Source organism: Mucilaginibacter myungsuensis (assembly GCF_015222005.1).
Taxonomy (GTDB): domain Bacteria; phylum Bacteroidota; class Bacteroidia; order Sphingobacteriales; family Sphingobacteriaceae; genus Mucilaginibacter; species Mucilaginibacter myungsuensis.
Genome location: NZ_JADFFL010000014.1, coordinates 1 through 24603, shown reverse-complemented (window position 1 = coordinate 24603; position 24603 = coordinate 1). Strand labels below are relative to the sequence as shown.

At 46.4% G+C, this 24603-nt stretch carries 22 protein-coding genes; 14 read left to right on the top strand and 8 right to left on the bottom strand.

The features are described 5' to 3' along the window. Positions 1-7: 7 nt before the first annotated feature. The gene (locus IRJ16_RS22290; protein WP_194114117.1) at positions 8-1054 is read right to left on the bottom strand and encodes a hypothetical protein; all 1047 of its coding nucleotides are present in this window, start codon (positions 1052-1054) and stop codon (positions 8-10) included. Positions 1055-1179: 125 nt separating this feature from the next. Here IRJ16_RS22290 and IRJ16_RS22285 point away from each other — a divergent pair, with 125 nt between their 5' ends. Beyond that, the gene (locus IRJ16_RS22285; RefSeq protein ID WP_194114116.1) at positions 1180-2820 is read left to right on the top strand and encodes an ArnT family glycosyltransferase; all 1641 of its coding nucleotides are present in this window, start codon (positions 1180-1182) and stop codon (positions 2818-2820) included. Between the two features lie 84 nt (positions 2821-2904). On the opposite strand, the gene IRJ16_RS22280 is transcribed toward IRJ16_RS22285, so the two are convergent. Genes IRJ16_RS22280 through IRJ16_RS22255 form a run of 6 tightly spaced genes read right to left on the bottom strand, consistent with a single transcriptional unit; the run spans position 2905 to position 9587 of the window. Beyond that, positions 2905-3528 carry a tetratricopeptide repeat protein gene (locus IRJ16_RS22280; RefSeq protein ID WP_194114114.1) on the bottom strand — a complete coding sequence of 208 codons (624 nt, stop codon included), beginning with the start codon at positions 3526-3528 and terminating at the stop codon, positions 2905-2907. Then, on the bottom strand, positions 3516-4709 hold the full coding sequence (locus IRJ16_RS22275; protein WP_194114112.1) for a hypothetical protein: 1194 nt from the start codon (positions 4707-4709) through the stop codon (positions 3516-3518). The genes IRJ16_RS22280 and IRJ16_RS22275 overlap by 13 nt, the downstream gene beginning before the upstream one ends. Beyond that, entirely contained in the window at positions 4685-6856 is a 2172-nt protein-coding gene (locus IRJ16_RS23160; protein ID WP_194114110.1) for an urea transporter, read from the bottom strand. The genes IRJ16_RS22275 and IRJ16_RS23160 overlap by 25 nt, the downstream gene beginning before the upstream one ends. 33 nt (positions 6857-6889) lie before the next feature. Next, the gene (locus IRJ16_RS22265) at positions 6890-8251 is read right to left on the bottom strand and encodes a type III PLP-dependent enzyme domain-containing protein (RefSeq protein WP_194114108.1); all 1362 of its coding nucleotides are present in this window, start codon (positions 8249-8251) and stop codon (positions 6890-6892) included. 28 nt (positions 8252-8279) lie between these two features. Continuing rightward, positions 8280-9338, bottom strand: coding sequence for an ATP-grasp domain-containing protein (locus IRJ16_RS22260; RefSeq protein ID WP_194114106.1), 1059 nt, complete (start codon positions 9336-9338; stop codon positions 8280-8282). Positions 9339-9344: 6 nt separating this feature from the next. After that, positions 9345-9587, bottom strand: a complete 243-nt coding sequence (locus tag IRJ16_RS22255) for a PqqD family protein (protein WP_194114104.1) — start codon at positions 9585-9587, stop codon at positions 9345-9347. 261 nt (positions 9588-9848) lie between these two features. Here IRJ16_RS22255 and IRJ16_RS22250 point away from each other — a divergent pair, with 261 nt between their 5' ends. The 8 genes from IRJ16_RS22250 (at position 9849) to IRJ16_RS22215 (ending at position 17073) form a co-directional block, all read left to right on the top strand. Next, positions 9849-10412 carry a UbiX family flavin prenyltransferase gene (locus IRJ16_RS22250; RefSeq protein WP_194114103.1) on the top strand — a complete coding sequence of 188 codons (564 nt, stop codon included), beginning with the start codon at positions 9849-9851 and terminating at the stop codon, positions 10410-10412. A gap of 137 nt (positions 10413-10549) precedes the next feature. After that, entirely contained in the window at positions 10550-11557 is a 1008-nt protein-coding gene (locus IRJ16_RS22245; protein WP_194114101.1) for a carboxypeptidase-like regulatory domain-containing protein, read from the top strand. 25 nt (positions 11558-11582) lie between these two features. Next, positions 11583-12746, top strand: coding sequence for a hypothetical protein (locus tag IRJ16_RS22240; protein WP_194114099.1), 1164 nt, complete (start codon positions 11583-11585; stop codon positions 12744-12746). Between the two features lie 94 nt (positions 12747-12840). Further along, positions 12841-14160, top strand: coding sequence for a tRNA (N(6)-L-threonylcarbamoyladenosine(37)-C(2))-methylthiotransferase MtaB (gene mtaB / locus IRJ16_RS22235; protein WP_194114097.1), 1320 nt, complete (start codon positions 12841-12843; stop codon positions 14158-14160). Positions 14161-14190: 30 nt separating this feature from the next. Continuing rightward, on the top strand, positions 14191-15357 hold the full coding sequence (locus IRJ16_RS22230) for a prolipoprotein diacylglyceryl transferase (RefSeq protein ID WP_194114095.1): 1167 nt from the start codon (positions 14191-14193) through the stop codon (positions 15355-15357). Next, positions 15357-15833 carry a GtrA family protein gene (locus IRJ16_RS22225; RefSeq protein ID WP_194114092.1) on the top strand — a complete coding sequence of 159 codons (477 nt, stop codon included), beginning with the start codon at positions 15357-15359 and terminating at the stop codon, positions 15831-15833. The genes IRJ16_RS22230 and IRJ16_RS22225 overlap by 1 nt, the downstream gene beginning before the upstream one ends. Next, entirely contained in the window at positions 15802-16587 is a 786-nt protein-coding gene (locus IRJ16_RS22220) for an inositol monophosphatase family protein (protein ID WP_228080423.1), read from the top strand. Before IRJ16_RS22225 ends, IRJ16_RS22220 begins: the two co-directional genes overlap by 32 nt. A 264-nt stretch (positions 16588-16851) precedes the next feature. Continuing rightward, a complete protein-coding gene (locus IRJ16_RS22215; protein ID WP_194114090.1) occupies positions 16852-17073 on the top strand; it encodes a hypothetical protein in 222 nt (73 codons plus the stop codon). A gap of 112 nt (positions 17074-17185) precedes the next feature. Here IRJ16_RS22215 and IRJ16_RS22210 read toward each other — a convergent pair whose 3' ends face one another. Then, positions 17186-17737, bottom strand: coding sequence for a NifU family protein (locus tag IRJ16_RS22210; RefSeq protein ID WP_194114088.1), 552 nt, complete (start codon positions 17735-17737; stop codon positions 17186-17188). Positions 17738-18082: 345 nt separating this feature from the next. Between IRJ16_RS22210 and IRJ16_RS22205 the strand changes: the two genes are divergently transcribed. From IRJ16_RS22205 to aroC, 5 genes are all read left to right on the top strand, one after another. Then, complete coding sequence (locus tag IRJ16_RS22205) at positions 18083-19444, top strand: pyridoxal-phosphate dependent enzyme (protein ID WP_194114086.1); 1362 nt, start codon at positions 18083-18085, stop codon at positions 19442-19444. Between the two features lie 337 nt (positions 19445-19781). Further along, complete coding sequence (locus IRJ16_RS22200; RefSeq protein ID WP_194114084.1) at positions 19782-20693, top strand: prephenate dehydratase; 912 nt, start codon at positions 19782-19784, stop codon at positions 20691-20693. 26 nt (positions 20694-20719) lie between these two features. Continuing rightward, positions 20720-21850 carry a chorismate mutase gene (locus IRJ16_RS22195; RefSeq protein ID WP_194114082.1) on the top strand — a complete coding sequence of 377 codons (1131 nt, stop codon included), beginning with the start codon at positions 20720-20722 and terminating at the stop codon, positions 21848-21850. A gap of 87 nt (positions 21851-21937) precedes the next feature. Continuing rightward, positions 21938-23230 carry a 3-phosphoshikimate 1-carboxyvinyltransferase gene (gene aroA / locus IRJ16_RS22190; RefSeq protein ID WP_194114080.1) on the top strand — a complete coding sequence of 431 codons (1293 nt, stop codon included), beginning with the start codon at positions 21938-21940 and terminating at the stop codon, positions 23228-23230. Between the two features lie 136 nt (positions 23231-23366). Further along, positions 23367-24470 carry a chorismate synthase gene (gene aroC, locus IRJ16_RS22185; protein ID WP_194114077.1) on the top strand — a complete coding sequence of 368 codons (1104 nt, stop codon included), beginning with the start codon at positions 23367-23369 and terminating at the stop codon, positions 24468-24470. Positions 24471-24603 lie beyond the last annotated feature (133 nt).

The following is a 24603-nucleotide window of genomic DNA, read 5'->3' as shown; positions in this document are numbered from 1 at the left end:
TTAGATCCTATTGCAAGGTTTGCCTGATATCGAAGTGGTCGCGGATGTCGACCTTGCCTTTGTTCGGCCCTGAAAGTTGTTTGTTGTAAATGGTATAGAAAATATATTTCTTATCCTTATCAACACCCTCGAATACTTCGCCAATGATCTTGCCGAATTCCGCGTTCTCTTTTTTTAGTGCCGTGGTATCAAGCAGGTTGGTCTTGCTAACGTAATTGATGTTAGGGAAAGTACCCTCTTTATCGTATTGGATAGTGATACGCCAGATCAGTGGTTCGGATGGTAGTTGTTTAACAGTGATCGGGAGCGGCAGGTTAGCAGATATCTCGGCACGGGTAAGGTCGGCCATTTTGCTGATGTCGTCATGCTTTTCGTACATCCAGCGGTTAGACGGGTAAAGATCATTCATGGCACCTACCATAGCGTTATTGGCATCCAGGTAGTATTTTTTGTCCAGCATTTTTTGCGCGAACGCGATCTGCTCGGGCGCCGTACGGTGGTTCTCTGAATAAGGCGTTATCTCCATGTCGTCTATCTTCCAGCCGTAATCAAGTTTATGGTAAGTAGCCGTGATCATCCATGTAAGCGGCGACTTTTTAGCGATAAATTGAGCGACGTACATTTCCCTGGCCAGTGTGGGCACTTTAAGATCGTAGTTGTTAATGCCGCTGGTACGGTCTTTAATGGTGGTAGTATCACCCACGGTATCGCGTACGATATAGTACTCCCTGAATAGACTGTAATCTGCCTTTTTCATCCGGATGGTAGCTTCCGAACATACTTTTACACGCATCCGCACATCATCAATAAATTCCTGACTCATCAGCAGCTCCTGCGCGTGCCGGTCGTCGGTTTTGAGGGCCGACAATAACTCATCCTGCAAGCTATGCAAAGTTTTACGCACGCCCGACTGTATCTGGTCATCTTTATAGATACCCGGAGCCGATGGCCTGCTGCAAGCTTGTATGGTGAGTGCTAAAGCGCCCATTGCGCTCAGTTTGATAAAGGTGTTTTTAAAGGTCATGTTCTGTAGGTTGTAATTGATCGTGTTCACGATATTAAGACTTTAGTTGGAGACGGGCAAATATATTTTGGAGGCACTTGCGATGGTTTCAAAAATTTGTGCATTAAGCAAAATTTTACGCAATTTGCACCTTGCAAAAAACGGCTTTATACCCCATGAAAAAAATAACCGAAAGCAATGCGGCCCGGTACACGCTGATCCTGATCTTGATCACTTTGTTTATCCGTATTTGGATAGCGGCTTACACTGGTTTAGGCATTGGCGAATCGTACTACTTTCGTGGGGCGCTGAAACTGGATCTGAGTTACTTTGACCAGCCGCCTTTGTTTTTTTGGCTAAGCTGGGTATCGTTAAAAATATTCGGGCTGAATAACTTGGGCCTCCGTTTCCCGGCGGTGCTATTGTTTGCCGGTACCAGTTGGATGTTGTTTTTGCTGGCGCGTAAATTCTTTAATGCCGCCGCCGGCTTTTGGGCCGTTGCGGTGATGAATCTGAGCGCGGTATTTACAGTAGCTATTGCCTGCTGGTTCCAACCCGATGCTCCGCTGATGTTCTTTTGGTTAGCCAGCGCCTATATAATGGCTAACGTAATGTTTGATGCACAGAATAAACCCAAAACGGCTACGCATTCGGGTATGGTTTATTTACAGTGGGCTTTAGTAGGGATACTTATGGGCTTGGCTACATTAAGCAAGTACCATGTGGTCTTTCTGTTTGCAGGTGTTTTTATATTTGTGGCCACTAATAGGGATCTGCGCAAATGGCTGCTTCATCCCGGCCCATATATGGCTATTATTATTGCATTTCTGTTTGCGCTGCCTATATTACTGTGGAATGCCGATAACGATTGGGTATCGTTCGTTTTCCAGGGTTCTCGTGCGGGTAGCGGTCAAGAGACTAGTTTGCATCCGGAATGGTTCTTACGCAGCATAGCTGGGCAGGCCCTATGGTTATTGCCGTGGGTATGGTATCCGTTGGTGAGGGAACTGTTCAAGTCTTGGAAGTTGCGTCAGCAACCTGTTTATGGTTTTAATTTTTGGATAGCGATACTGCCGTTGGTGTTTTTTACAGTGGTTACCTTGTGGTCGAATCTTCAATACCATTTCCATTGGCAGGCACCCGGATATATGATGCTATTTATCCCATTGGGGTATGCCATCGATAAAAAACTAAGCGGTACGGCTGCCGAGGGTAGGGGCACGCGCCGCTGGATAAGATTTTCGGTTGGTTTTACAGTGATCACCATCGGGGTGTTGAGTTTGCATATGGTGACCGGCTTTTGGCAGTTTTATGGCCCTAAATGGATAGTAAAACAGTTCCATGGCGACAATGTAGACCCGACGATCCAAGGCATCGATTACAGCGACATCCAGACCCGATTTGAAAAAGAAGGCTGGCTAAATAACCCTAAAGTATTTACAGGCGCTACCCGCTGGTGGCTAACAGGTAAGGTTGATTGGGCCTTAAAAGGACAAGTGCCGATCGTTTGTTTTAGCGACGATCCGCGCAACCTGGCCTTTTTGGTAGACCCTTACTTTTTGCAGCACGAGGATTGCGTGATCATTGGACAAGAACACGAAGAAAGCGTGGTTGCCGATGTAAAACCTTTTTTTGATGAAGTGACGCAACTTAAGGATATTGTAGTTACCCGCAGTGGCCGCCCCGAATTACACTTACAGGTTTACTACTGCAAAAATTTCCACGTACCTGATAAGAAACGGATAGATCTGCCGGTCTATCGACAGATACGCAACAGGCCGCCATTTGGTGTGTGGCATGATCCGGATGATGAATAGGAATTACACGTCCGCTTAAATACAAGAAGGCCCTGCTTTCGTTATAAAAGCAGGGCGTTCTATTTTAATATCCGGAATGGAAATTTATTTGCTTCGGTTTAACCCATCTGTACAGGATGCATCATCGGGTTTTATCAAAAGACCTCTCTCAAAGCAGGCACGTGCCTCAGCCTTTTTGCCCGACATTAGGTGAGCCCAGCCCAACATTTGGTTGCCGTCGTAATCGAAAGGGTATAGCGATACCACCTTGCTAAAGCATTTAATGGCAGCATCATACTGTTTGCGATTGTAATAGATGTATCCCGTCCAATAGTTAGCCTGGGTATTTTGCGGGTCCAGTTTTAGGATATCATTATACTGACCCAAAACCTTATCCCAACTCTCTAACAGAGATAAGGGTTTGATGTAACCGAATTTTGCCTCGATAGAATTTGGGCGCAAGCCAACAGCCTTTTGGTAGTAGCTTTGCGCCGACGTGTAATTTTTGTTGAGAAAATTCAACCAACCAAGGCGGAGGTTGACCTCATAGTTGTTATCCGCGTAAAAAGGCATAATATCGCTCATAGCCGATGAGTAGCTCTTCTTCGACTCATTAGCGTAGCTGTTCTTAAATGCCTTTTGCATAGCTGCTGAGCCGGTTTGCGCATACAGTTGGCCTGATAGCAAGATGACCGTTGCCGATAGAACCAGTTTCTTTAAAATCTCCATGTGATACCTCCGGTTATTGAGTTTTGAGTGTAATTATTGTTAAGATAGTAGTCTTGTTTTTGTTCGTAGGTGTAATTGATCAGCAAGTTTAAATGCTTATTTAGAGTATAAAACACCGTTGCGCCTGCTTTAGTCGAGGTTACGTCGATAGCGTTATAAACGTAAAGCGCGTCAGCATCCAAGTATCCATCCAGACGACCGAATGTACCATTAACCTCCAGCCATAATTTGTTTGCCGCTTTAAATCCCACCGATTGGCTGAACATCTTCTGCTGCATGCCGTTGGCTTGCATAGATGCGCGGCTTATTGTGTATAAATTGAGGTTACCCAAAGGATGTAAAGTCAATTGACCATTGTACTGCTGAAAGGCTGTATTGATAAGCTGAGCCGAATTAGCATCCGCCTGTAAGCTGAAGTAAGGATGCGCATATCTCACACCAAACAAACCAACGTGACTGCTATAGGTACTCGGTCCGAATGATGTATTCAAAAAATGGTAAGCACCGATCAACGATAATCGTCCGCTAAGCATGTAACGCAGTTTGGCGTAATATTCAAGCTGACTATTATTATATGTGAAGTTGACCGATAGGGTCGACCCCGGAATGATCACCGGAACTCCTGAACTGATCGACTGGTTAAAATAAGCTACCGATTGATCGAGTTGAAAGCGCCAGCCCAATCGGTTGCTGAATGATACCCTATTGTAAAGACCATAACCCCGACGGGTATTATCATTAGTTTTAAAACTGAACTCAAATCCGGCTTGCAATGCGCCTAATGGTTTAATGTTATCCCTGTTCAAAGTAACGGTGTCCAAAAACGAGGCATGGTAACTCGCTTCGCCTTCGCGATCTAGATATTTGTTGCTGAGATAGCTGTAATAACGTGCCATTTGGTTGTGCGAGTCGTCACCTAACACTTTTTGATAATTGCTTAGCGCGCCGCCGTAATTACCCAGCACAAATTGTGCATAGGCGATCCGCAAGCGGAGTAACGGATAATCAACTTTGGCTGATATTGCGCTATTGCCATAAGCCACCAAGTCCTTCCAATCTGCTGCTTGGTATTTAGCATAGCTAAGGCTATCCACTTCCTGAAAACTCGCCGACTGTGCCCTCACTTTGCTTAAACAACAAATGAGCACGGCCGCGATCAAAATAAATGCTCTGTTTGCCATGTCACTGCTGTTTTAGTTCCGTTAAGGTTAATGTTGAAAGATCGCAAAGCACCTTCGGCGATGTTGATATCGGCGCTCATCGTTTCTTTTTTTCTGTTCAAGATCTGGGTATATCCTTTGGCATGGATGGTAAGTTGCTGGTGCTGATAAGAACTACTGCTGCTGTAAGTCCGCCTGATGAACTGATAGAACGCCGCTATCACATCATGAAGCCATATGCCCGGCTGGAATTTTTTGGTTTGCAGCGGATAGATATCCGTAGCTGTTATTCCGCTATCGGCCGAGAATACCACTTTGTATGCAGCCAAATAAAATTGATATAGTAGCGAACTTTCGTCGCCGTAAAAGGCGGTAAAATAAAAACAAGTGCCGTTGTTAACGAAGTACAGCGTGGCCCCGCTTTCCTTACTGTAAAGGTATAATTGGTTATAAGCGTCGGTGAACACTTCAACGGTTTCAGTCCGACCATTATCTGCCGTGAGTTTTGCGGCATACCCCGGCTGCCAGCTAAATGCCTGCTTCAATTGGGCATTCATATCCACGGGTGATATTTCCATACCCTCGACCGGCGTTTCAAAACTATGTAGTTGCTGTTTCCACTCCGTTCCGCTCACAAAGTAAGCAAACGGATAAGCCAGTGTTTTAGAGCCGATATACGGTGTTAATTGTGCCTGAAAGTGCAAATGTGGCTCGTGCGAGCGGCCTGAATTACCACACAGACCTAACAGATCGCCCTGCTTTATCTGCTCCCCAACACGCACCTTTACCGAGTGCTGTTTTAGATGTGATACTTTACTGAATAAGCCACCGGCATGACGGATCACCACTGTATTACCCCAGTTCTTTTCGGTGTTGACCTGACCGATCTCGTTGTCTTCTATGTGGTCTACCACATCCTCTATCACGCCATCGGCGCAAGCGAGGACCGGTTTGTTAAAGCAGTAGAAATGTTCGGGGCGGGTACCGGTGCTTTTGTAGGTGTTCCCGTCCTCATCTTTAATCACAAAATCCAGCGCTTGTCCCCATTCATTTTTGTGGGTAATGCCGCCTTCGTAACCTTGTGATACCGTCCACGCGCCAATAAATGGCAAATTCAACCGTAAGTATTGCAGGTCTTTTAAACGCTCACGCCCATTTAAAAATTGATATAGATTGACCTCGGGCGAGTAGTGCTGTATCGGCGTTAATTGCAGCTTGCCGGGGTTTATCCTCAGTATAAAGAAGTAGAGTAAGGCGATGGTAAGCAGACAGAACGGTAAGGAGAATATCGGTAAATTATGCACACCCAAAAACCTGCTCAACGCGTTGACAAGCATGAAAGTCACTGGCACGCTTACGATCGCCCAAAGGTAAGACCGACCCGACGGTATCAGGAAGAACCCACCCATGGCAAAGGATACCATCATAAAGTTAGCACCCAAATGGTAATGACTTATTCCCTCTGGATAGGTGCCGGTGATAGCGTTAAATACACAAGCCACTACAAAACCAAGCACCAGCAAGCTAAAACCGATGCGCGAGTGGATGAACAGACCTATACTCATCAATATGCCAGCGATGACGCTATTCTGAAAAAAGATAGAACTCACCGCGCGGAAGAACAGATCAGGGTATCGGCCAAAACATACCTGATCTATCTCTTTAATAAAGTTGATGATAGCCGTAGTTTGCGGACCGGTATTCAACTCTACCAACAGGTAGCTTTCTTTTTGCATCAAACCCATGCCCGGGTATCCGTTAGATGCTACTAACACCAGCCAAAAGGCCGAGATGAATGGCAAGGATAGCACGGGAAGGCCATACTTACCCAGCCAGGCCGTTAGCACCACCGTAAGGGTAATGGTAAGTAAACATGCCGCAAATAACCATAGCCAAAACGCACTATTGAAACTATAGAACGTGCCGAAGCCTATTCCTAACAGCAGGGAATTAAAACTGTACAAGCCGGTCTGTATGCTATCGCGATGATAACCCATCAGTCTAACCAGCGCAATGGCCGCACAGGTGCATAACAGCCCCGTTAAGCCTGCCGAAGGATTCATGAATGACACCAACAAAAGCAGCACCGCCAGTACCCTGTTCTGCGAAAAGAACAGGATGGCATAGCTGTTAAGCACGGGCCGTATGTAATTTGATATTTGCTTCACTGTTAGATTGTTGAGGTAATTATCTCGCCATGCTTAAGCCAGTTTGTATTGTTGCAAATGCGCGGGCATTTGCTCTAATTGTTCCATATATTCCAGTTTTTCGGCCTGGCGTATCTCATGGATATTTTGCTGTTCATCGATCAAAACCACCGACGGGCGCATGCTGATGAACTGCATCCATTGGGTCATATTGTAAGCCCCAACTTTATGTACCACCACATGGTCGCCGGGGTTAAGCAGGGGCAGGTTAATGCTTTCGCGCACCACATCTATATTCATACAAAGCGGTCCGTAAAGCACCATATCCTCGGTGTACTGGTCAAAATCCTGCGCTGGGCTGATCTTGTGCTCGTACCAAAAGGATGTAAAAAGGATGTTAACCCCAAAGTTCATCACTGTTGCGCGTCGGCCATCGCTTAAACGTTTATTAGCGATCACGCTGCCCAATAGGTAGCCTGCATCATCTATCAGCACACGGCCACTCTCTAAGATGAGCAGCGGCAATTCATCCTGTTTAAAGCCAAAATTAAGAATGGTGGTGGTGATCGCCTCGGCAAAATCATCTACTGATGGCACGGTATCTACCCCCGGCAGATAAGCGCCTTTTAACGTATTGGTAGATGGGAAACCGCCGCCCAGATCCAAATATTGGATAGGGGTACTCAGTAGTGTCTTGCAGCGATAGGCCAGTTCGCACAGTTTACCGGCAGCCACCGCGTAAGCATTGGTGGATAACATGAAGGTGCCGATATGGCAATGCAATCCGGTCAATCGCATCCGGCCCGAGCCAACGATCTTTGATAACGCGTTCCAGGCTTGCCCATTCTCGTAGTTAAAACCAAAGCGATCCCAAAGCGGATAAACGCCGGTATCCATATTGATGCGGATGGCTACGCGGGGTTTCTTATTCAGTTCGTCGCAGAGTTCTATCAAGTTATATAGCTCGTCAAAATGATCAATGTGGATAAGCGAATCGTTCTCAATGGCCAGGATGAGTTCGTCGCGATGTTTATCCGGACCGTTAAAGATGATATGCTCGCCAGCCACACCGTTGCCTAAGGCTTTACGATACTCAAAACCCGACACTACCTCGGCCCAGCTGCCTTCCTGATGAAAGATCTGGCATACGGCATTCAGGTAGTTGGTTTTATAGCTCCAGGCGAATTGCACTTTAGGGTAACGTGTTTTGAACGAACGTGCTGCCGAACGGTAATTCTTACGCATCTGCCGCTCAGATAATACGAACAAAGGCGAACCATACTCGCTGATAAGTTGCGTCACCGGCACACCATCTATCGCCTTTACCGGCTGAAACTCCGTCCGTGTACCGAACTTGTTCATCAACCCGGCATTCATCTTTTTAATGAGAGGGCGTTCGTACTTTAACTTCTTCATATTGTTCAAATATTAGGGGTATTTAAAACTATAATTCGCCAAAAGCAGATAATTGCTGAAACTCGCTCACGTCGGTAATATGATCCCAGGCATAACGGATAAACATTTTGCCCACCTGATATTCACTGAAAGCCTCAACCTTTTCGCCCATGGCCAATTTTACCAGGGCTTCGGGCTGATTTTGTCCGGCACCGGCAGTCAGGTAGATCCAAGCCGGGAAGCGCGGGTTGACTTCCATAATAAATAGTTTACCGTCGGCATCGCGCATGATCTCTAATTCAAAACCGCCCCGCCAATTTGTTGCTTTGGTGAACTGACGGGCCAGATCCAGCAGGTCGGCATCCTCTATCGTGATGCCAGCCCAGGCTTTGCCTTTATCGGTAATATACAGCTTACGCATAGGAATAATGCTGATACAGTCTCCCTCGCCATCGCCAAGGGCAGCAATATTGATCTCAGTACCTTTCATGAATTTTTGTACGATGATGGGCGTGCCCCATTTAGCACTGAGTTGATAGAAAGCTTTGTGCGCCTGCTCCAAAGTTTGGCAAACAAAGGCTTCGTAATACTTGCCTTTTACTACCAACGGATAGTCTAACTCGTCGGCCGCTTTTCTCAACTCATCGGCTTTATAAATAGTGATTGCTTCGGGGACGTGCAATTTATATTTCTCGCCAAATTTCGACAGGTTCATTTTGTCCCGGGCATCCAGTTGCTCGTGCGTCGGCAAAAAGGTGTGGATACCCATGATGCGTAGCTGGGCGCTCACTTTAATAAAATTATATAACTCCGCGTCAAAATTAGGGATGATCACATCCAGATGCTCAATTCCGTGAATGTATTGCAGCCTATCGACCAATGCATGTGCCCCGGCCGAAGGGTAGGGGATCTGATAGGTTTTATCCACCAGATCGTGCAGGTAAACCCCTGGTTCTAAAGATTCGTAAGAAAGACCGATCACCCTGATGTTATCGCCAAAACCGTCGCGCAAAGCGCGGATGACCGCCACACCCGGTCCGGGACTGTCAATGGCGTTCAGTGCGGTCACACCTATCACCAGCGGTTTATCGGCAAAATTCTTTAACATGGCGGTTTACAGTTCGGTCAGGTTAGCGTCCTTAAGTTGCATGCTCCAGTCTTCCCAATCGCGATCTAATTGGCTTGGCTCAACATCGTAAGTATTCAAAATATGTTGTTTGATATCGTCTGCCGATCGCCCCAATTTCATCAACCCTAATATTTCGGCCGCGATGCCATTGCTCGAGAAGGAATCACCTGTCGACGGGTTGAAAATGAACCCATTTTCGCTGGTGGCAATATTTTTTTTCAGTTTCATGAATTGGTTTATCAAAGTTTATCCGGCCGGCCACAAAGGGGAATAGCTGCCTTCGGTTTGCTGATATGAAGGTCGTGCTAATATCCTAAGATCGTTACCAATGTGTCGACCAATGGAGTTTATGTATCGGTAAATACGCTGGTGAAGATACAATAATGTCGTTAATGATCAGTTGGCGAAGGCGTACCCCAGCCGGAAGCCCCGATTGATCCGCGACTTTAAAAGCGTGCAAACAAGGTGCTTTTTTATCATATTTGCACTATGGGTAAAAAGATAGTGATAGCAGTAACTGGCGCAAGCGGGGCAATTTACGCCAAGCTGCTGCTGGATAATTTACATCAAATGGGCAGCCAGATAAGCGAGGTTGGGGTAGTGATGAGTGACAACGCCCGCCAGGTTTGGGAGCTTGAACTGGGCAATACGGACTACAAAAACTATCCCTTTAAATTTTACGACAAGAACGACTTTATGGCGCCTTTCGCCTCGGGTTCGGCCCGTTTCGATACCATGGTGATCGTGCCGTGCAGCATGGGCACTTTAGGACGTATAGCTACCGGAATATCTAACGACTTGACCACCCGCGCCGCCGACGTTATCCTGAAAGAGCGCCGCAAACTGATCTTAGTTGCACGTGATACGCCTTTAAATCTTATCCACATCCGTAACATGGAATCGATCACGCTGGCTGGTGGTGTTATTTGCCCGGCGGTACCGTCGTTCTATAGTCAACCGAAAACGATCGAGGACGTAGCTATGACGGTGGTGAGCCGGGTGATAGATCTAATGGGGTTGGAGCATGACAGTTACAGATGGAGCGAGGAATGATCGTAGCTGTAAGAATATAACGGCGGGCAATTTCTTTATTTGCTAAGGTGTTACTATATTCAGGCACTCCAATTGATAACCTGATGCCTGTTAGTACTATACATATCCGCGCGTGTTTTACGATCTTGCTATTGGTCATGGCTGTATTAGCACATGCCCAAAACGTTAGCGGTAAAGTAACCGATGCCGCTACAGGTAAACCGATAGAAGGGGCCAGCGTTTATTTACCCGGAACTTACACAGGGACTACTACCGATAGCCTTGGGTTATTTTCTTTCACAACTACTAAAACTAATGTCCCGCTCACGATCAGTTCGGTCGGCTATCAGTCCAAGGTGATCAACCGCTTTGTTGATACGGTCTTGAATATCGGCCTTACTCGTAAAACAGAATTATTGGATGAAATAAAAGTGGTTGTCGATGAAATGAGTCGCGCCAAAAAGCTGCGCATGTTTATCGAGGAATTTATCGGTGAGTCCGGTAGCAATTGTGTCATCACTAATCCGGATGTGATCTGGTTGCGCTATGACAAAAACAAACAAGAACTTACCGCCGGGGCTGAACGACCGATCATTATCAAGAATAAAAAGCTGGGCTATGTGGTGAATTATTACTTGTCCGATTTCAAGTTCATCCCCTATAAAACCCGCTACAGCGGTAACTACACCTTTGCTGACGACACCGCCGGATTAAAACCCAAAGCCATCCAGAAGATATTGAAAGCCCGAGATGAAGCTTACTACGGCTCGCGTATGCACTTTGTACGCTCGCTTTGGGCCGGGCATTTAGATGATGATGGCTTTAAGGTCTACTTCCCGCAAAAGAAGATCGGGAACGTGGCTGATTATCACATCGACCGTAAGTATCGCGCCGGGCAACAGCAATTGGTCACCATTAAAACGGATAAGATCTACAAAGACCAAAAGTTCATCGCCTTCCCCGACGAGGTCGCTATCGAATATCTCCGTAAAAAGAATGATCAGGAACGGTCCTTCCTCAAACGGTCCGATGATTGGGAGGGCGCCATCATCGACCCCGACGGCTATTACGGCAGCGGCATTGAGTGGAAAGGGTTTATGAGTTTTTCGAGAGTGAACGCGCTGTTGCCGATAGAGTTTGTGCCATCATCAGTTGTCAAGCAGTGAAAACGTCACCAACCAAACCCGCATCATGCACCTTAGAAAGCGACTCGTTTTATTGTTGTTAAGCTTACCATCGTTAGCTGTAGGGCAGGAGTTTCAACGGTTAAAAACCCATGCCGATTCTTTAATGGCGGCAGGTTACTATGATAAGGCGATACTGTTTTATGATCAGGCATTATTTAATTACCGAAGCAACACAGAGAGCAAAGCCAACGCCAAACCGCCTGCGACCGATGCAGAGTGGCTGGACGTGCTGATAGCCAAAGCTGATGCTACCTATAAAAATGGCACGCAAGTAGAAGTCCCTGATCTATATTGGTCTTTAAGATATTTCAGCGCCAAGGATAAAGAACCTCCTATGCCGCAAGCATTGTTGCGCTACAAAGGCTTAAAACCTGTGCTTAAAGCAAAAGAATTTAGGAGGTTAAAAGCCGAAGGTGATTCTTTAAAACGCTTAGGTAAAAGTAAGATGGCTATTAATGCTTATGACAAGGCATTACAACAGGTACTTAGCTACAATGCCGTCGTTAATGAATTTGATTGGCAAGCCGCCCTGTACGAGGCATCGGACACCCAAAATGCTTTGGACGGTCTACACAACCAAAGTTCGTACGATCTAAACGCTAAGTACAAAAAACTGATCCAAACCATGCCACAAAAAGTGGCGGAGTTAAAACAGAAGGGTATCAACAAGATCATATCTTTCAACAGCCAGTTTGTCGGTGGCACGGGTACTATGATGATAACTGAGATGTCCTTTGGTAAAATGGGTTTTCAGAATGCTAATTATACACATTTGATCTGGCTTAATGGCAATGATATCTACATGCAAGCTTTTAGCGATAAGAATATCAGGCCACCATTTAAAATGGACGCGCCTGCATTAAGAAAATTACTGCGAAGCTATTTTGATGAGATGTTGAATGAGAACATTCAAAAAGCCAGGCGCAAGATACATCACGAACAGTATTATGTAATAGAACTTTACCCGACAGGTCCGGAAATTAAAGTGGTGAAATATCAGGAGTCGGACATGCGAGACCCGTCGCCAAACATTGGTCAACGTTATTTTCAACCTTCCGATCTCGATACATACAACGCTAATATCAAAACCAAACTGCATCAGTTCGAGTTGCTGGCCAGCGAGTTTATATGGACTTACAATAAACTTTTACGAACGGAATTTGATTGATGCAGCGTTACTGAATTGTAAACTGAATGCAACTAAACTTCACCCTTCACCCAACTAATTAACTAATTCCCTACCTTTGCACGGAATTTTGGAGATGAACAAGAAGGTAGCGTTTTATACACTGGGTTGTAAACTGAATTATTCAGAAACGTCGGGCATTAGCCGGATGTTCAATAACGCGGGTTACGATACGGTAGATTTTACCGATACGCCCGATGTATATGTGATCAACACTTGTTCGGTTACCGAAAATGCTGATAAAAAGTGTAAGCGCGTTGTAAAAGAGGCGCTTAAGATATCGCCGAACGCCTATGTGACCATCGTTGGTTGCTACGCGCAACTGAAACCAAAAGAAATATCCGAGATACCCGGTGTGGACATGGTTTTGGGCGCTGCCGAAAAATTCCAGATCATTGATCACATTACCGACCTCACCAAAAAGCCCAAAGCTGTTGTGTTTAACCAACCGGTGAGCGAGGCCAATACCTTTGTACCCACATTCTCTATCGGCGACCGCACCCGTACCTTTTTGAAGGTGCAGGATGGTTGTGACTACTCTTGTACTTTCTGTACTATCCCGTTGGCACGTGGTTCAAGCCGTAGCGATACCATCGAGAATGTGTTAAAGCAAGCCACCGAGGTTGCTGCCTCTGGCGTTAAAGAGATCGTATTAACAGGTGTTAACCTGGGTGATTTCGGTATCCGCAACGGCGAACGTGAGGACAGGTTCTTTGACCTGGTGAAAGCGCTGGACGAGGTAGAAGGCATCGACCGTATCCGTATCTCTTCTATCGAACCGAATTTATTGAGCGATGACATTATCGCATTCGTGGCGCAGTCCAAACGATTTGTACCGCATTTCCATATCCCGCTGCAATCGGGTAATAACAAGATCTTGGGTTTGATGCGCCGCCGTTATCGCCGCGAGTTATATGCCGATAGGGTAGCCACCATTAAAAGGCTGATGCCGGATTGCTGCATCGGTGTGGATGTGATCGTCGGTTTCCCCGGCGAAACTCGCGAGGACTTTATCGATACCTATAATTTCCTGAACGATCTGGATATCTCTTATCTACATGTATTCACTTACAGCGAGCGTGAGAACACACCAGCTGCCGAAATGAGCGGCGCGGTACCGGGTTCTACCCGTGCCGAGCGGAGCAAGATGCTGCACATCCTGTCGGAAAAAAAGCGTCGTGCTTTTTACGAAACGCAGATAGGCAACCATGCCGAGGTATTGTTCGAGACAGATATAAAAGAAGGCTACATGCACGGTTTTACCCGAAACTACGTTAAGGTTAAAACCAAATACGACCCGGTGCTGGTACGCGAGATAAAACACGTTACCCTTACCGCCATCGCCGCCGATGGCGACGTGGAGATAACCGAGGCCGAAGAGGTTTTAGTGCATTAATTAAGATATATTCGCCCTAAATTATTACCTATGTTCCCAACGCTTAGCTCGCTTTTAGAGTATCTTTTTGGTTTTAGTATTCCGCTCCCGTTCCAAACCTTTGGCTTTTTTGTAGCATTGGCATTTATGGCGGCCTATTGGGCTTTCACTCAGGAATTTAAACGTAAAGAGTTATTAGGCGAGATACAACCGCAAAAGAAAACCATCACTGTTGGCGAATCCCCTAAAACAGCCGATCTGGTCATGAACGGGATATTCGGTTTCATTATTGGCTTTAAATTGCTGGACGCCGCGCTGAATTATCAGGCTTTTATAGATGATACGCAGTCATTCCTGCTATCAGGTCGCGGGAGCTTTTTAGGTGGTATTTTGGGAGCAGCGGGTTTTGCCTATTGGTCGTACTACGAAACTAAGAAACAGCAATTGCCGGCACCTAAACAGGTACAAGTTACCGTACACCCGCACGAGTTAATGGGTACTATATTGGTATGGGCTGCCATTGCTGGTTTTGGCGGAGCAAAGCTGTTTAATGGCTTAGAGAACTGGGACCAATTTGTTGCTGACCCGGTAGGCATGCTGATCGGTTTTGAAGGATTGACCTTTTACGGTGGTCTTATTTGTGGTGGTGCTGCTGTATTATACATCGCTAATAAGAACGGCGTTGCGCCACTAAAAATGCTGGACATCGGTGGACCGGGCATGATGTTATCATACGGCGTTGGTCGCATCGGCTGCCAAATGGCAGGTGACGGTGATTGGGGTATATCCAATCTTGCGCCTAAGCCAAGCTGGTTAAGCTGGGCACCGGATTGGATGTGGGCTTTCAATTACCCGCATAACGTGGCTACTATGGATAGGGATAATCCTATTGCGGGTTGTGTCGGTAAATATTGTTTCGCCTTAAAAGAAACGGCTTACCCAACGCCGTTTTACGAGTGTGTCATCTGTATCCTGCTATTTTTTGTGTTATGGCAATTGCGTCATAAATTTAAAAGCCCGGGCGCGCTGTTCGGGGTTTATCTGATCTTGGCAGGGGTAGAGCGCTTTGTTGTAGAACTGATCCGTGTGAATACAAAATATCACCTGTTCGGTATCTCATTTACCCAGGCCGAGATGATATCTACTTTTATGGTATTGGGCGGCATCGCGCTGATATGGAACGGACACAGGAACGAGCAGAAACTTAAAGCAGCTTAATGGCATCATACATCAAAAAAATAACCCGTAATCAGGTGGTCAGGTTTCTACTGTCGGCTGGTTTGGGTTTTTTAGCAGATGCCGCGTCGTTCACTATATTGGTCCGCCATGTTTTTTTGAGCAGGACTTACCTGATAGCCGGTTTCAACGTGCGTAACTATTCGCTCGCCGTTGCCATTTCGTTCTTTATAGGCGTGGTGGTTAACTTCCTAATGTCGCGTTATATCGTATTTACCGAATCGCGCATCAAGTTATCTAAGCAGTTCTTCAGGTTTGCATCGGTAGCGGTGGTGGGCTTTTTCGCCACACAATTTTTGCTTAATTTCTTTATATCGATACTTTATTTCGAGCCATCCTGGGCGCGGATCGTTACGGCGTTCAGTTTACTGTCCGCCAGTTATTTTATACACAAAGCATTTTCATTCAGTTTATCATTACGACATCATGCTGCAGCAAATTCTGGATCAGGTAGTTGAGGTATCAAAACAAGCGGGTGCTTTCATCCGCCAGGAACGCCAAAAGTTCGACCCGTCAAAGATCGAATATAAGGGCCTGAACGACATGGTGTCCTACGTAGACAAGACCGCCGAGCAGATCATCGTAAAAGGCCTGGAGCAGATCCTGCCCGAGGCCGGTTTTATCACCGAAGAAAAGACCCGTACCGATCTTGGCGAACGCTACAACTGGATCATCGACCCTTTGGATGGTACGACTAATTTCATCCACGGCATACCAAGCTTTTCGGTCAGTATTGCCCTTAAAGAATACGACGAATTGGTTTTAGGTGTAGTGTACGAGGTTAACCTCGACGAATGTTTCTACGCCTGCAAAGGCGAACCAGCTTATCTTAACGGCGAGATCATTCGCGTAAGCGACCGCGATAATGTCGGCACAAGTTTGATAGCTACAGGTTTTCCATACTACGATTTTAGTAAACAAGGCGATTACATGGCGCTCTTTACCGAGTTGATGCAAAAATGCCATGGCTTGCGCCGTTTAGGCTCTGCCGCTGTCGATCTCGCCTACACCGCTTGTGGCCGTTTCGAGGCTTTTTACGAGTATAATTTGAACGCCTGGGATATCGCTGCCGGGGTGGTCATAGTACGCCAAGCAGGTGGAGACGTAGTGAACTATACAGGTGGCGACGAGGTGATGGAGTCGCGCCAGTTGTTGGCGACCAATGGTAAGATAACAGGGGAATTGTTGGGGATAGTGCAAAAGTATTTTTAAAAACTTTGTCATTGCGAGGAGCGAAGGGAGGGTACGTGTGGTGGAGCGACGCGGCAATCTCATAGGCAGGTCCTCGTTGCATGTCCTCTTTGATCGCAACGCTACGCTCGTAATGATAAAAAAATAAGAGGTCGACATTGATAAAATGCCGACCTCTTCCTTTTTATCATTCGTGAAAGTCCTTCCCATTCGATAGAATTAGTTATCGTTATTTAATTTCCTGGTACCCATTGTTTTACTTGATATCTGTCGCTAACTTTAGACATGGGAACAATTAAACCTTTATTACGCTGGTTGTTAGTCACAGTTTTAGTATGGATAAGCGGTGCTGCCTTGATCAGGATCGGCTATGCTAATATCAACGATACTCTTCGCGAGTTCTGTCAGGTGACCGGCTATATCACCGTACTTGGTGCGACCGTGGCTATTGTTGCAGAATTACTGATCATCGCAACATTATCATTATTCCGAAAACAACAAGCATAAAAAAGCCGATCAGTAAAACTGATCGGCTCCAATATTTGATCAAGAGAATCCTTAGATCGGTGGAATCCTTTCTTGATCTGTGAAATCAAGAATAAATCGGCGTAATCATGCCTTACATAGCCTCTGATACAACTTCCTGCACCTCAGGCACCATGCGCTTCAACAAGTTCTCGATACCTGATTTCAGTGTGATGGTAGAAGACGGGCAACCACTGCAAGATCCGCGTAACTCCACAGTAACCACACCTTCGGTAAATGATTTATAAGCGATAGCGCCACCATCCTGCTCAACCGCCGGGCGAACGTAATCGTGCAGGATCTGCTGTATCTTTACTTCAGCGTCCGTGCCTTCAAATGCAACATCTTCTGCTTGCTCTTCGGCTTGTACTTTCAGTTCGCTTTCTACCGCGCCTTTAACAAACTCTTTAATGATCGCTTCGATATCGTTCCACTCGGTACCTTCGGTCTTGGTAACGGTAACAAAATTGCTGGCGAAAAATACACCGTTAACGAACGAGAATTTGAACAACTCCTTTGCAAAAGGCGCTTTCTCGGCGCTCTCTTTGGTAGGGTAGTCCACACTGCCGTTGATCAGCAACTTGTTCACAATGAACTTCATGGTTGCCGGGTTAGGGGTGCTTTCGGTATATACGTTATAATTCATGGATGCGCTATTTTTAATTAGAACAAATGTAAGCAGGTTTTTGCTTGTAATGCAACAGCTAATTTGATATGACGGGGGTATGACGGAGAGAAGGAGCTGTTTGTGAGGACACAAACGGCGGGGAAATGTCATGGCGAGCGTAGCCGAACCACCTTATACGACAAGTATATCTGATATGCATATCACATCTGCTCCCGATGTCTTTGTTCTCACAGATACCTCATCGCCAAACCGCCTTGCGCCCCGCCATCCCACATTTTACAAATAATCTACCAAAATGATAGATAAAATTTAGACCTTCGTTTTCGGGAGCACATATACAGGTGCAACCAAAACCGAACAGAAATGTGGCATAATAATATACTTGATACCATTGGTAACACACCTTTGGTGAAACTGAATAAAATAACAGCCAGTATCCCGGCAACTGTGCTGGCTAAAATAGAGACCACCAACCCCGGCAACTCTATTAAAGACCGTATGGCCCTTAAAATGATAGAGGACGCCGAGCGCGACGGTCGCCTTAAACCCTGCGGAACGATCATTGAAGGTACATCGGGTAACACAGGTATGGGCTTAGCCATTGCGGCAGTCATCAAGGGTTACAAATGTATTTTTACAAGCACCGATAAACAATCGAAGGAGAAATTTGACGCGCTGCGGGCCTTCGGAGCTGAGGTAATTGTGTGCCCGACAAACGTTGAGCCCGAAGACCCGCGTTCATACTATTCTGTATCATCACGTTTAGAGCGCGAGGTGCCTAACTCGTGGAAGCCAAACCAGTATGATAACTTATCTAACTCACAAGCTCACTACGAAAGTACCGGTCCGGAGATATGGGAGCAGACCGAAGGCAAAGTAACCCACGTAGTAGCAGGTGTAGGCACAGGTGGAACGATATCAGGCATTGCACGATATCTTAAAGAACAAAACCCCGCTATCCAGATCATCGGTATTGACACTTATGGGTCGGTATTTAAGAAATACAAAGAAACCGGCGAGTTTGATAAGAACGAGATCTACCCATACATCACCGAAGGTATCGGTGAAGATTTCCTTCCGCAGAACGTCGACTTTAGCCTGATCGACCACTTTGAGAAAGTGACCGACATGGATGCTGCCCTAATGACCCGCGAAATAGCCCGTAAGGAAGGCATTTTTGCAGGTAACTCAACAGGCTCGGCCATTGCTGGTGTGCTGCAACTGAAGGATAGATTTAAAGAAAGCGACGTAGTAGTAGTGATCTTCCCCGATCATGGTACCCGCTACTTAGGCAAAATGTATAACGACGATTGGTTGCGCGACCGCGGCTTTATCAAGGAAGAAAAACTGACCGCCCGTCAGATCATCGCCAAAAAAGATAATCAGGAGATTGTTACCATCGATATCGAAAAGACCGTTCTGGAAGCGATCAACATCATCAAATCGCTCAATATCTCGCAGATCCCGGTCACCCAAAAAGGAATGATCGTTGGCAAGATCACCGAGAGCGCTATACTGGATGCCCTTTTGGAGAACCCATCGCTGAAGTCGCAACCGGTTAGTACAATTTCATCTAACTCGTTCCCATTTGTGGATCTGAACACCTCGATAGATAAAATATCGGCCATGATCAATAAGGATAACATCGCCGTATTAGTAGAGGACGAGATCGGCCGGATAGAGATCATTACCCAGTACGATATTATTAATGCTATATCGGCTTGATCAGTTTGCAGTTTTGAGTTTGCAGTAAGCGGTTTTCGTAATGACATAGGGTCGAAGATCCCAAAAATGCACTATTTGTCAAACCTCATTTTTAACGAATAAAATTTGGTTTGGGTTAAATAATCGTTAAAAATTAAAATTTTCTATTGACAAATAGTTTTTTAACCGTATGTTTACAACATCAACAAACAACATGAATACTAACAAAGCATTTTTTTATGGTTTCTACTTTTACTTTAGCGGTAAGAGCCGGGACTGATATATGCTTTAACAAAAGATAACAAGATCAGAAAGTCCCGGCCACAACAGCCGGGACTTTCTGCTTTTATACGATAAAATGAAACCGAAAAAACCAAGAGTCGCTATCCAGGGTATCCGGGCCTCCTTTCACGAGGAAGCCGCCTTCCGCTATTTCGGCGAGGATATCATTACCGTGGAGTGCAACTCGTTCAAACAAACATTCGAGTCGTTGAAGAATGGCGAGGCCGACTATGTGGTGATGGCTATCGAGAATAGCATTGCCGGCAGTATCCTGCCCAACTATTCGCTGCTGATGAGTTATAGCTTCCCCGTGGTAGGCGAAGTTTATTTGCCGATACAATTGCACCTGATGGCACTGCCGGGTGTGCGTTTTGATGATGTGAAGTATGTGACCTCGCACCCTATAGCCATCCGTCAGTGTGTGGACTTTTTTGACGAGTACCCGCACCTGAAGATCGTAGAGAGTAATGACACCGCCGCTTGCGCCAAGCGTATCCGCGATGAAAAACTGACCGATACCGTGGCTATAGCTAACACTTTAGCTGCAAAGCTTTACGAACTGGATGTATTGGAACGCCGCATCGAATCGAACAAAAAGAACTTTACCCGCTTTTTGATTCTGACCACACATGAGAATGCTAAGGTCGCGAGTCCTGATAAAGCTTCGCTCTGTTTCCAGGTGAGTAACGAAGTTGGCGCTTTAGCCAAGGTGCTTAATATTTTTGCCGAACAAGGCATTAACATGAGCAAGATCCAAAGCATGCCGGTTTTAGGCAAGCCTAACGAGTATAACTTTTACGTTGACGTGGAATGGGAAGAGACCCGCAAGTACGAGCTCACCATTAAACAGATCCTAAAATACACCCACAACTTTAACATTTTGGGCGAGTATAAACGATACTTTGAGGAAAGCCTGCACGAGCGGCCAGTACCTAAAAGATCAGCCGAGAAAAGATACATAGACATCAAAAAAATAAATAATAAGTAACAAACGACATTTTAATAGATAAGAACATGAAACTGAATTTGAACATACAACCGTTAAGCACCTGGATATCATCGGATAAGCAGCCCTTGGTAATTGGTGGCCCTTGCAGCGCTGAGACTGAAGACCAGTTAGTAGCGACCGCACATTTATTAGCTAAAACAGGCAAGATCACCGCGCTGCGTGCAGGTATCTGGAAACCACGTACCCGTCCGGGTGAGTTTGAAGGTATTGGCAGCATTGGCCTTAAATGGTTAGATCGCGCTAAGCAAGAGACCGGCTTACCTACTGCTGTAGAGGTTGCTACTGCTAAACACGTTGAAGAGGCTCTGGCTGCAGGTGTGGACATCCTTTGGGTGGGTGCACGCTCAACCGCTAATCCGTTCACCGTGCAGGAGATCGCTGATGCTTTGAAAGGTGTTGACGTACCGGTAATGGTTAAGAACCCGGTTAACCCGGATCTGTCTTTATGGATCGGTGCTTTGGAGCGTATCAACAACGCGGGCATCACTAAATTGGCAGGCATCCACCGCGGTTTCTCGTCTTACGAAAAATCTGCTTTCCGTAACGAACCAATGTGGGATATGGCGATCGCATTGAAAACTCACGTGCCTGAATTGCCGATCATTAACGATCCGAGCCACATTTGCGGTAACCGCGATCTGATTCCTTACATCGCTCAAAAAGCGCTGGATATGGATATGCAAGGTTTGATGATCGAGTCGCACATTGACCCTTCTGTAGCCTGGACCGATGCTAAACAACAGTTAACGCCAGCTGCATTGGCCGACCTGATCGACCGCCTGACCCTGCGCAAACCGGAGACCAGCAACAAAGAGGTTAGCAACGCCTTGGATCAACTGCGTGAGAATATCGACAAGATCGATGATATCATCTTCCAAAAAGTATCTGAGCGTATGAAGATTGTTGAGAAGATTGGTAACTACAAAAAAGATAACGGCATCACCATTTTACAGGTTAACCGTTGGGACGAGATCTTGCAAAAACGTACCGCTTTTGCTAAAGCCTTAAGCCTGAACACTGATTTTGCTGAAAGATTATTAGAGCTGATGCACAGTGAATCTATCCGCAAGCAGACCGAGATCATGGGTGTAGCCCAGGCCGAAGGTCAGGCTCAAGAAAATTTGACCCACGTTTAAGACAGCTCACCCCAAACCCCTCTCCTTAGGAGAGGGGCTTTATAATCATTTGTCAAGCGTGGACGCTTGACCGTGCATACTACATAGATGAAACCTACTATAGTAATTTCTAAAGCGTCGCGCGTTAGCAAGGGCACCATCCAACTTACCGGGTCTAAAAGCGAATGCAACCGTGCGCTGGTTATCGAAGCCCTGAGCAAAGGCAAAGTGAAGGTTGACAACGTATCTGACGCAGCCGACGCGGTGCTTTTAGCGGGAATTCTGCGGAAATCTGAAGTCGAAAGTCTGAAGACCGAAGTCGTTTCTGACTCGGGACTTGAGACTCAAGACTTAAGACTTATCAACATCGGTCCCGCCGGTACGGCGATGCGTTTCCTGACGGCTTATCTTACTTTACAGAACGAGGAAGTTATTTTGACCGGTTCTGCAAGGATGAAAGAACGCCCGATCGGTATTTTGGTTGACGCTTTGCGTGACTTGGGTGCCGAGATAGCTTATGAAGAAAAAGATGGCTACCCACCGTTAAGGATCGCCGGGAATATTCAGCAAAAAGCTGAGCGCATCCGTATCAAGGGTGATATTAGCAGTCAGTATATTACCGCTTTGTTATTGATCGCTCCTAACTTGCCTTTGGGTTTGGAGTTGGAAATAGAAGGTGAATTGACCTCTCTCCCCTACGTAGAAATGACGCTGAGCATGCTACAGCAAGCCGGTATCCAGCACAACTGGACCGACAATGTGATCAGCATTGCTAAACAGGACTACAAAGAGACCAGCATTTGGGTAGAACCGGATTGGAGCGCGGCTTCCTACTGGTATTCTATTGCTGCGTTAAGCGACGAAGCAGAGTTATTCTTACCCGGATTGACTAGCTACAGCCTGCAAGGCGACAGTGTGATCACCGAGATCATGGCTAACTTTGGTATCACATCGCAATTTAGGGATGGCGGTGTGCATCTGTTAAAAGAGCCAAAGCCTATCCAACGCAAAATATTCGACCTGAAAAGCTGCCCGGATCTGGCGCAGACCGTTATTGTAGTTTGCGCGGCCTTAGGTCATGACGCTACCTTTACCGGACTGGAAACGTTAAAGATAAAAGAGACCGACCGCATTGCTGCCTTGCAGAACGAGCTGGCCAAGATAGGCGTTAAGCTGACCGAAAAAGGTCAGGTTTATAAACTGGACACCAGTGGCAAACATATCCCCGACTACGTTTACTTTAACACCTATCACGATCATCGCATGGCTATGGCCTTTGCACCGCTGGCTATCCTGATCCCTCAAGTGGAATTTGAGGATGCCAACGTGGTAGAAAAATCATACCCGGCCTTTTGGACGGACCTGGAAAAGGTGGGGTTCAGCGGAACGCTGAAAGGTTAACCACCATTTGTCATTGCGAGGAACGAAGCAACCGCACACCCAAAGAGCGGCTCTGCTTATTCGCGGTTGCTTCGTTCCTCGCAATGACACACTTTTATCTCAATACTCATATCTAACATCTCATATCTAAAACAACATGGCTGGCAATTCATTCGGGCAATTATTCAGGATAACAACTTTTGGCGAATCGCATGGCGAGGCTATCGGGGTGATCATTGACGGCTGCCCGGCGCAGTTAGATGTAGACTTGGATTACATCCAGAGCGAACTGGATAAACGCAAACCCGGTCAAAGCAAGATCACTACCCAGCGTAAAGAAAGCGATACGGTAAAGATCCTGTCGGGCGTATTCGAGGGCAAGACCACCGGTACCCCTATCGCCATGCTGATCCCTAACGAAGACCAGCGCTCTAAGGATTACAACCATAACACCAACGTCTTCCGCCCGTCGCATGCTGATTTTACTTATCAGAACAAGTATGGCATCCGTGATCACCGTGGTGGCGGCCGCTCGTCGGCCCGCGAAACTGCTGCGAGGGTTGCCGCAGGTGCCTTAGCTAAGTTGTTGTTAAAGTCGCAAGGGATAGAGATCGTTGCGCACGTAAGCAGCGTGGGTAAGATCGACGCGCCGAATGTGTTTATTAATGATGTGGACGAGTTTATCGCCGAAAGGGAAAAGAACATCGTCCGCTGTGCTGACCCGGCTACGGCCGAGGAGATGATCGAGTTTATCGATAACGTGCGCAAGAACGGTGATACCGTCGGTGGAAAGGTAAGCTGTTACATCAAAAACTGCCCGGTAGGCTTGGGTGAACCCGTGTTTGACAAACTACATGCCGAATTAGGCAAAGCCATGCTGAGCATTAACGCTGTACACGGCTTCGAGTTCGGCTCAGGCTTTAGTGGTAGCGAAATGTTAGGATCAGAGCATAACGACATCTTTGTAAAGAACCATTTAGGTGACGTAAGCACGCTGACCAACTTCTCGGGCGGCATCCAGGGCGGTATCAGCAATGGTATGCCTATCGAGTTCCGTGTGGCCTTTAAACCGGTAGCTACCATTATGCACGCCCAACAAACTGTCGACGCAGAAGGCAACGCTGCCGAGATATCAGGCAAAGGCCGCCATGACCCTTGTGTGGTGCCGCGTGCTGTGCCTATTGTGGAAGCAATGGCAGCGTTAGTTATTGCGGATCATTGGTTGAGAGATAGGAATAGTCAGTTGCCGGTGAGCAACTAAAACCTTGTCATTGCTGTAAAGGTTAACTAATTCGGTAACAGAATTAGCTTAAAAAGAGTTAAGCTAAAACGTTATGCGGAACATTAATAATGACCTTACCCTAAAGCGGAACTATCTAAGTAAGTATCGCTTC

What these genes read in the sequence shown, in the direction of transcription:
- IRJ16_RS22285 (WP_194114116.1), top strand. Translation starts at nt 1,180, where the DNA reads ATGAAAAAAATAACCGAAAGCAATGCGGCCCGGTACACGCTGATCCTG.
- IRJ16_RS22280 (WP_194114114.1), bottom strand. Translation starts at nt 3,528, where the DNA reads ATGGAGATTTTAAAGAAACTGGTTCTATCGGCAACGGTCATCTTGCTA.
- IRJ16_RS22275 (WP_194114112.1), bottom strand. Translation starts at nt 4,709, where the DNA reads ATGGCAAACAGAGCATTTATTTTGATCGCGGCCGTGCTCATTTGTTGT.
- IRJ16_RS22265 (WP_194114108.1), bottom strand. Translation starts at nt 8,251, where the DNA reads ATGAAGAAGTTAAAGTACGAACGCCCTCTCATTAAAAAGATGAATGCC.
- IRJ16_RS22260 (WP_194114106.1), bottom strand. Translation starts at nt 9,338, where the DNA reads ATGTTAAAGAATTTTGCCGATAAACCGCTGGTGATAGGTGTGACCGCA.
- IRJ16_RS22255 (WP_194114104.1), bottom strand. Translation starts at nt 9,587, where the DNA reads ATGAAACTGAAAAAAAATATTGCCACCAGCGAAAATGGGTTCATTTTC.
- IRJ16_RS22250 (WP_194114103.1), top strand. Translation starts at nt 9,849, where the DNA reads ATGGGTAAAAAGATAGTGATAGCAGTAACTGGCGCAAGCGGGGCAATT.
- IRJ16_RS22245 (WP_194114101.1), top strand. Translation starts at nt 10,550, where the DNA reads ATGGCTGTATTAGCACATGCCCAAAACGTTAGCGGTAAAGTAACCGAT.
- IRJ16_RS22240 (WP_194114099.1), top strand. Translation starts at nt 11,583, where the DNA reads ATGCACCTTAGAAAGCGACTCGTTTTATTGTTGTTAAGCTTACCATCG.
- mtaB (WP_194114097.1), top strand. Translation starts at nt 12,841, where the DNA reads ATGAACAAGAAGGTAGCGTTTTATACACTGGGTTGTAAACTGAATTAT.
- IRJ16_RS22230 (WP_194114095.1), top strand. Translation starts at nt 14,191, where the DNA reads ATGTTCCCAACGCTTAGCTCGCTTTTAGAGTATCTTTTTGGTTTTAGT.
- IRJ16_RS22225 (WP_194114092.1), top strand. Translation starts at nt 15,357, where the DNA reads ATGGCATCATACATCAAAAAAATAACCCGTAATCAGGTGGTCAGGTTT.
- IRJ16_RS22220 (WP_228080423.1), top strand. Translation starts at nt 15,802, where the DNA reads ATGCTGCAGCAAATTCTGGATCAGGTAGTTGAGGTATCAAAACAAGCG.
- IRJ16_RS22215 (WP_194114090.1), top strand. Translation starts at nt 16,852, where the DNA reads ATGGGAACAATTAAACCTTTATTACGCTGGTTGTTAGTCACAGTTTTA.
- IRJ16_RS22210 (WP_194114088.1), bottom strand. Translation starts at nt 17,737, where the DNA reads ATGAATTATAACGTATATACCGAAAGCACCCCTAACCCGGCAACCATG.
- IRJ16_RS22205 (WP_194114086.1), top strand. Translation starts at nt 18,083, where the DNA reads ATGTGGCATAATAATATACTTGATACCATTGGTAACACACCTTTGGTG.
- IRJ16_RS22200 (WP_194114084.1), top strand. Translation starts at nt 19,782, where the DNA reads ATGAAACCGAAAAAACCAAGAGTCGCTATCCAGGGTATCCGGGCCTCC.
- IRJ16_RS22195 (WP_194114082.1), top strand. Translation starts at nt 20,720, where the DNA reads ATGAAACTGAATTTGAACATACAACCGTTAAGCACCTGGATATCATCG.
- aroA (WP_194114080.1), top strand. Translation starts at nt 21,938, where the DNA reads ATGAAACCTACTATAGTAATTTCTAAAGCGTCGCGCGTTAGCAAGGGC.
- aroC (WP_194114077.1), top strand. Translation starts at nt 23,367, where the DNA reads ATGGCTGGCAATTCATTCGGGCAATTATTCAGGATAACAACTTTTGGC.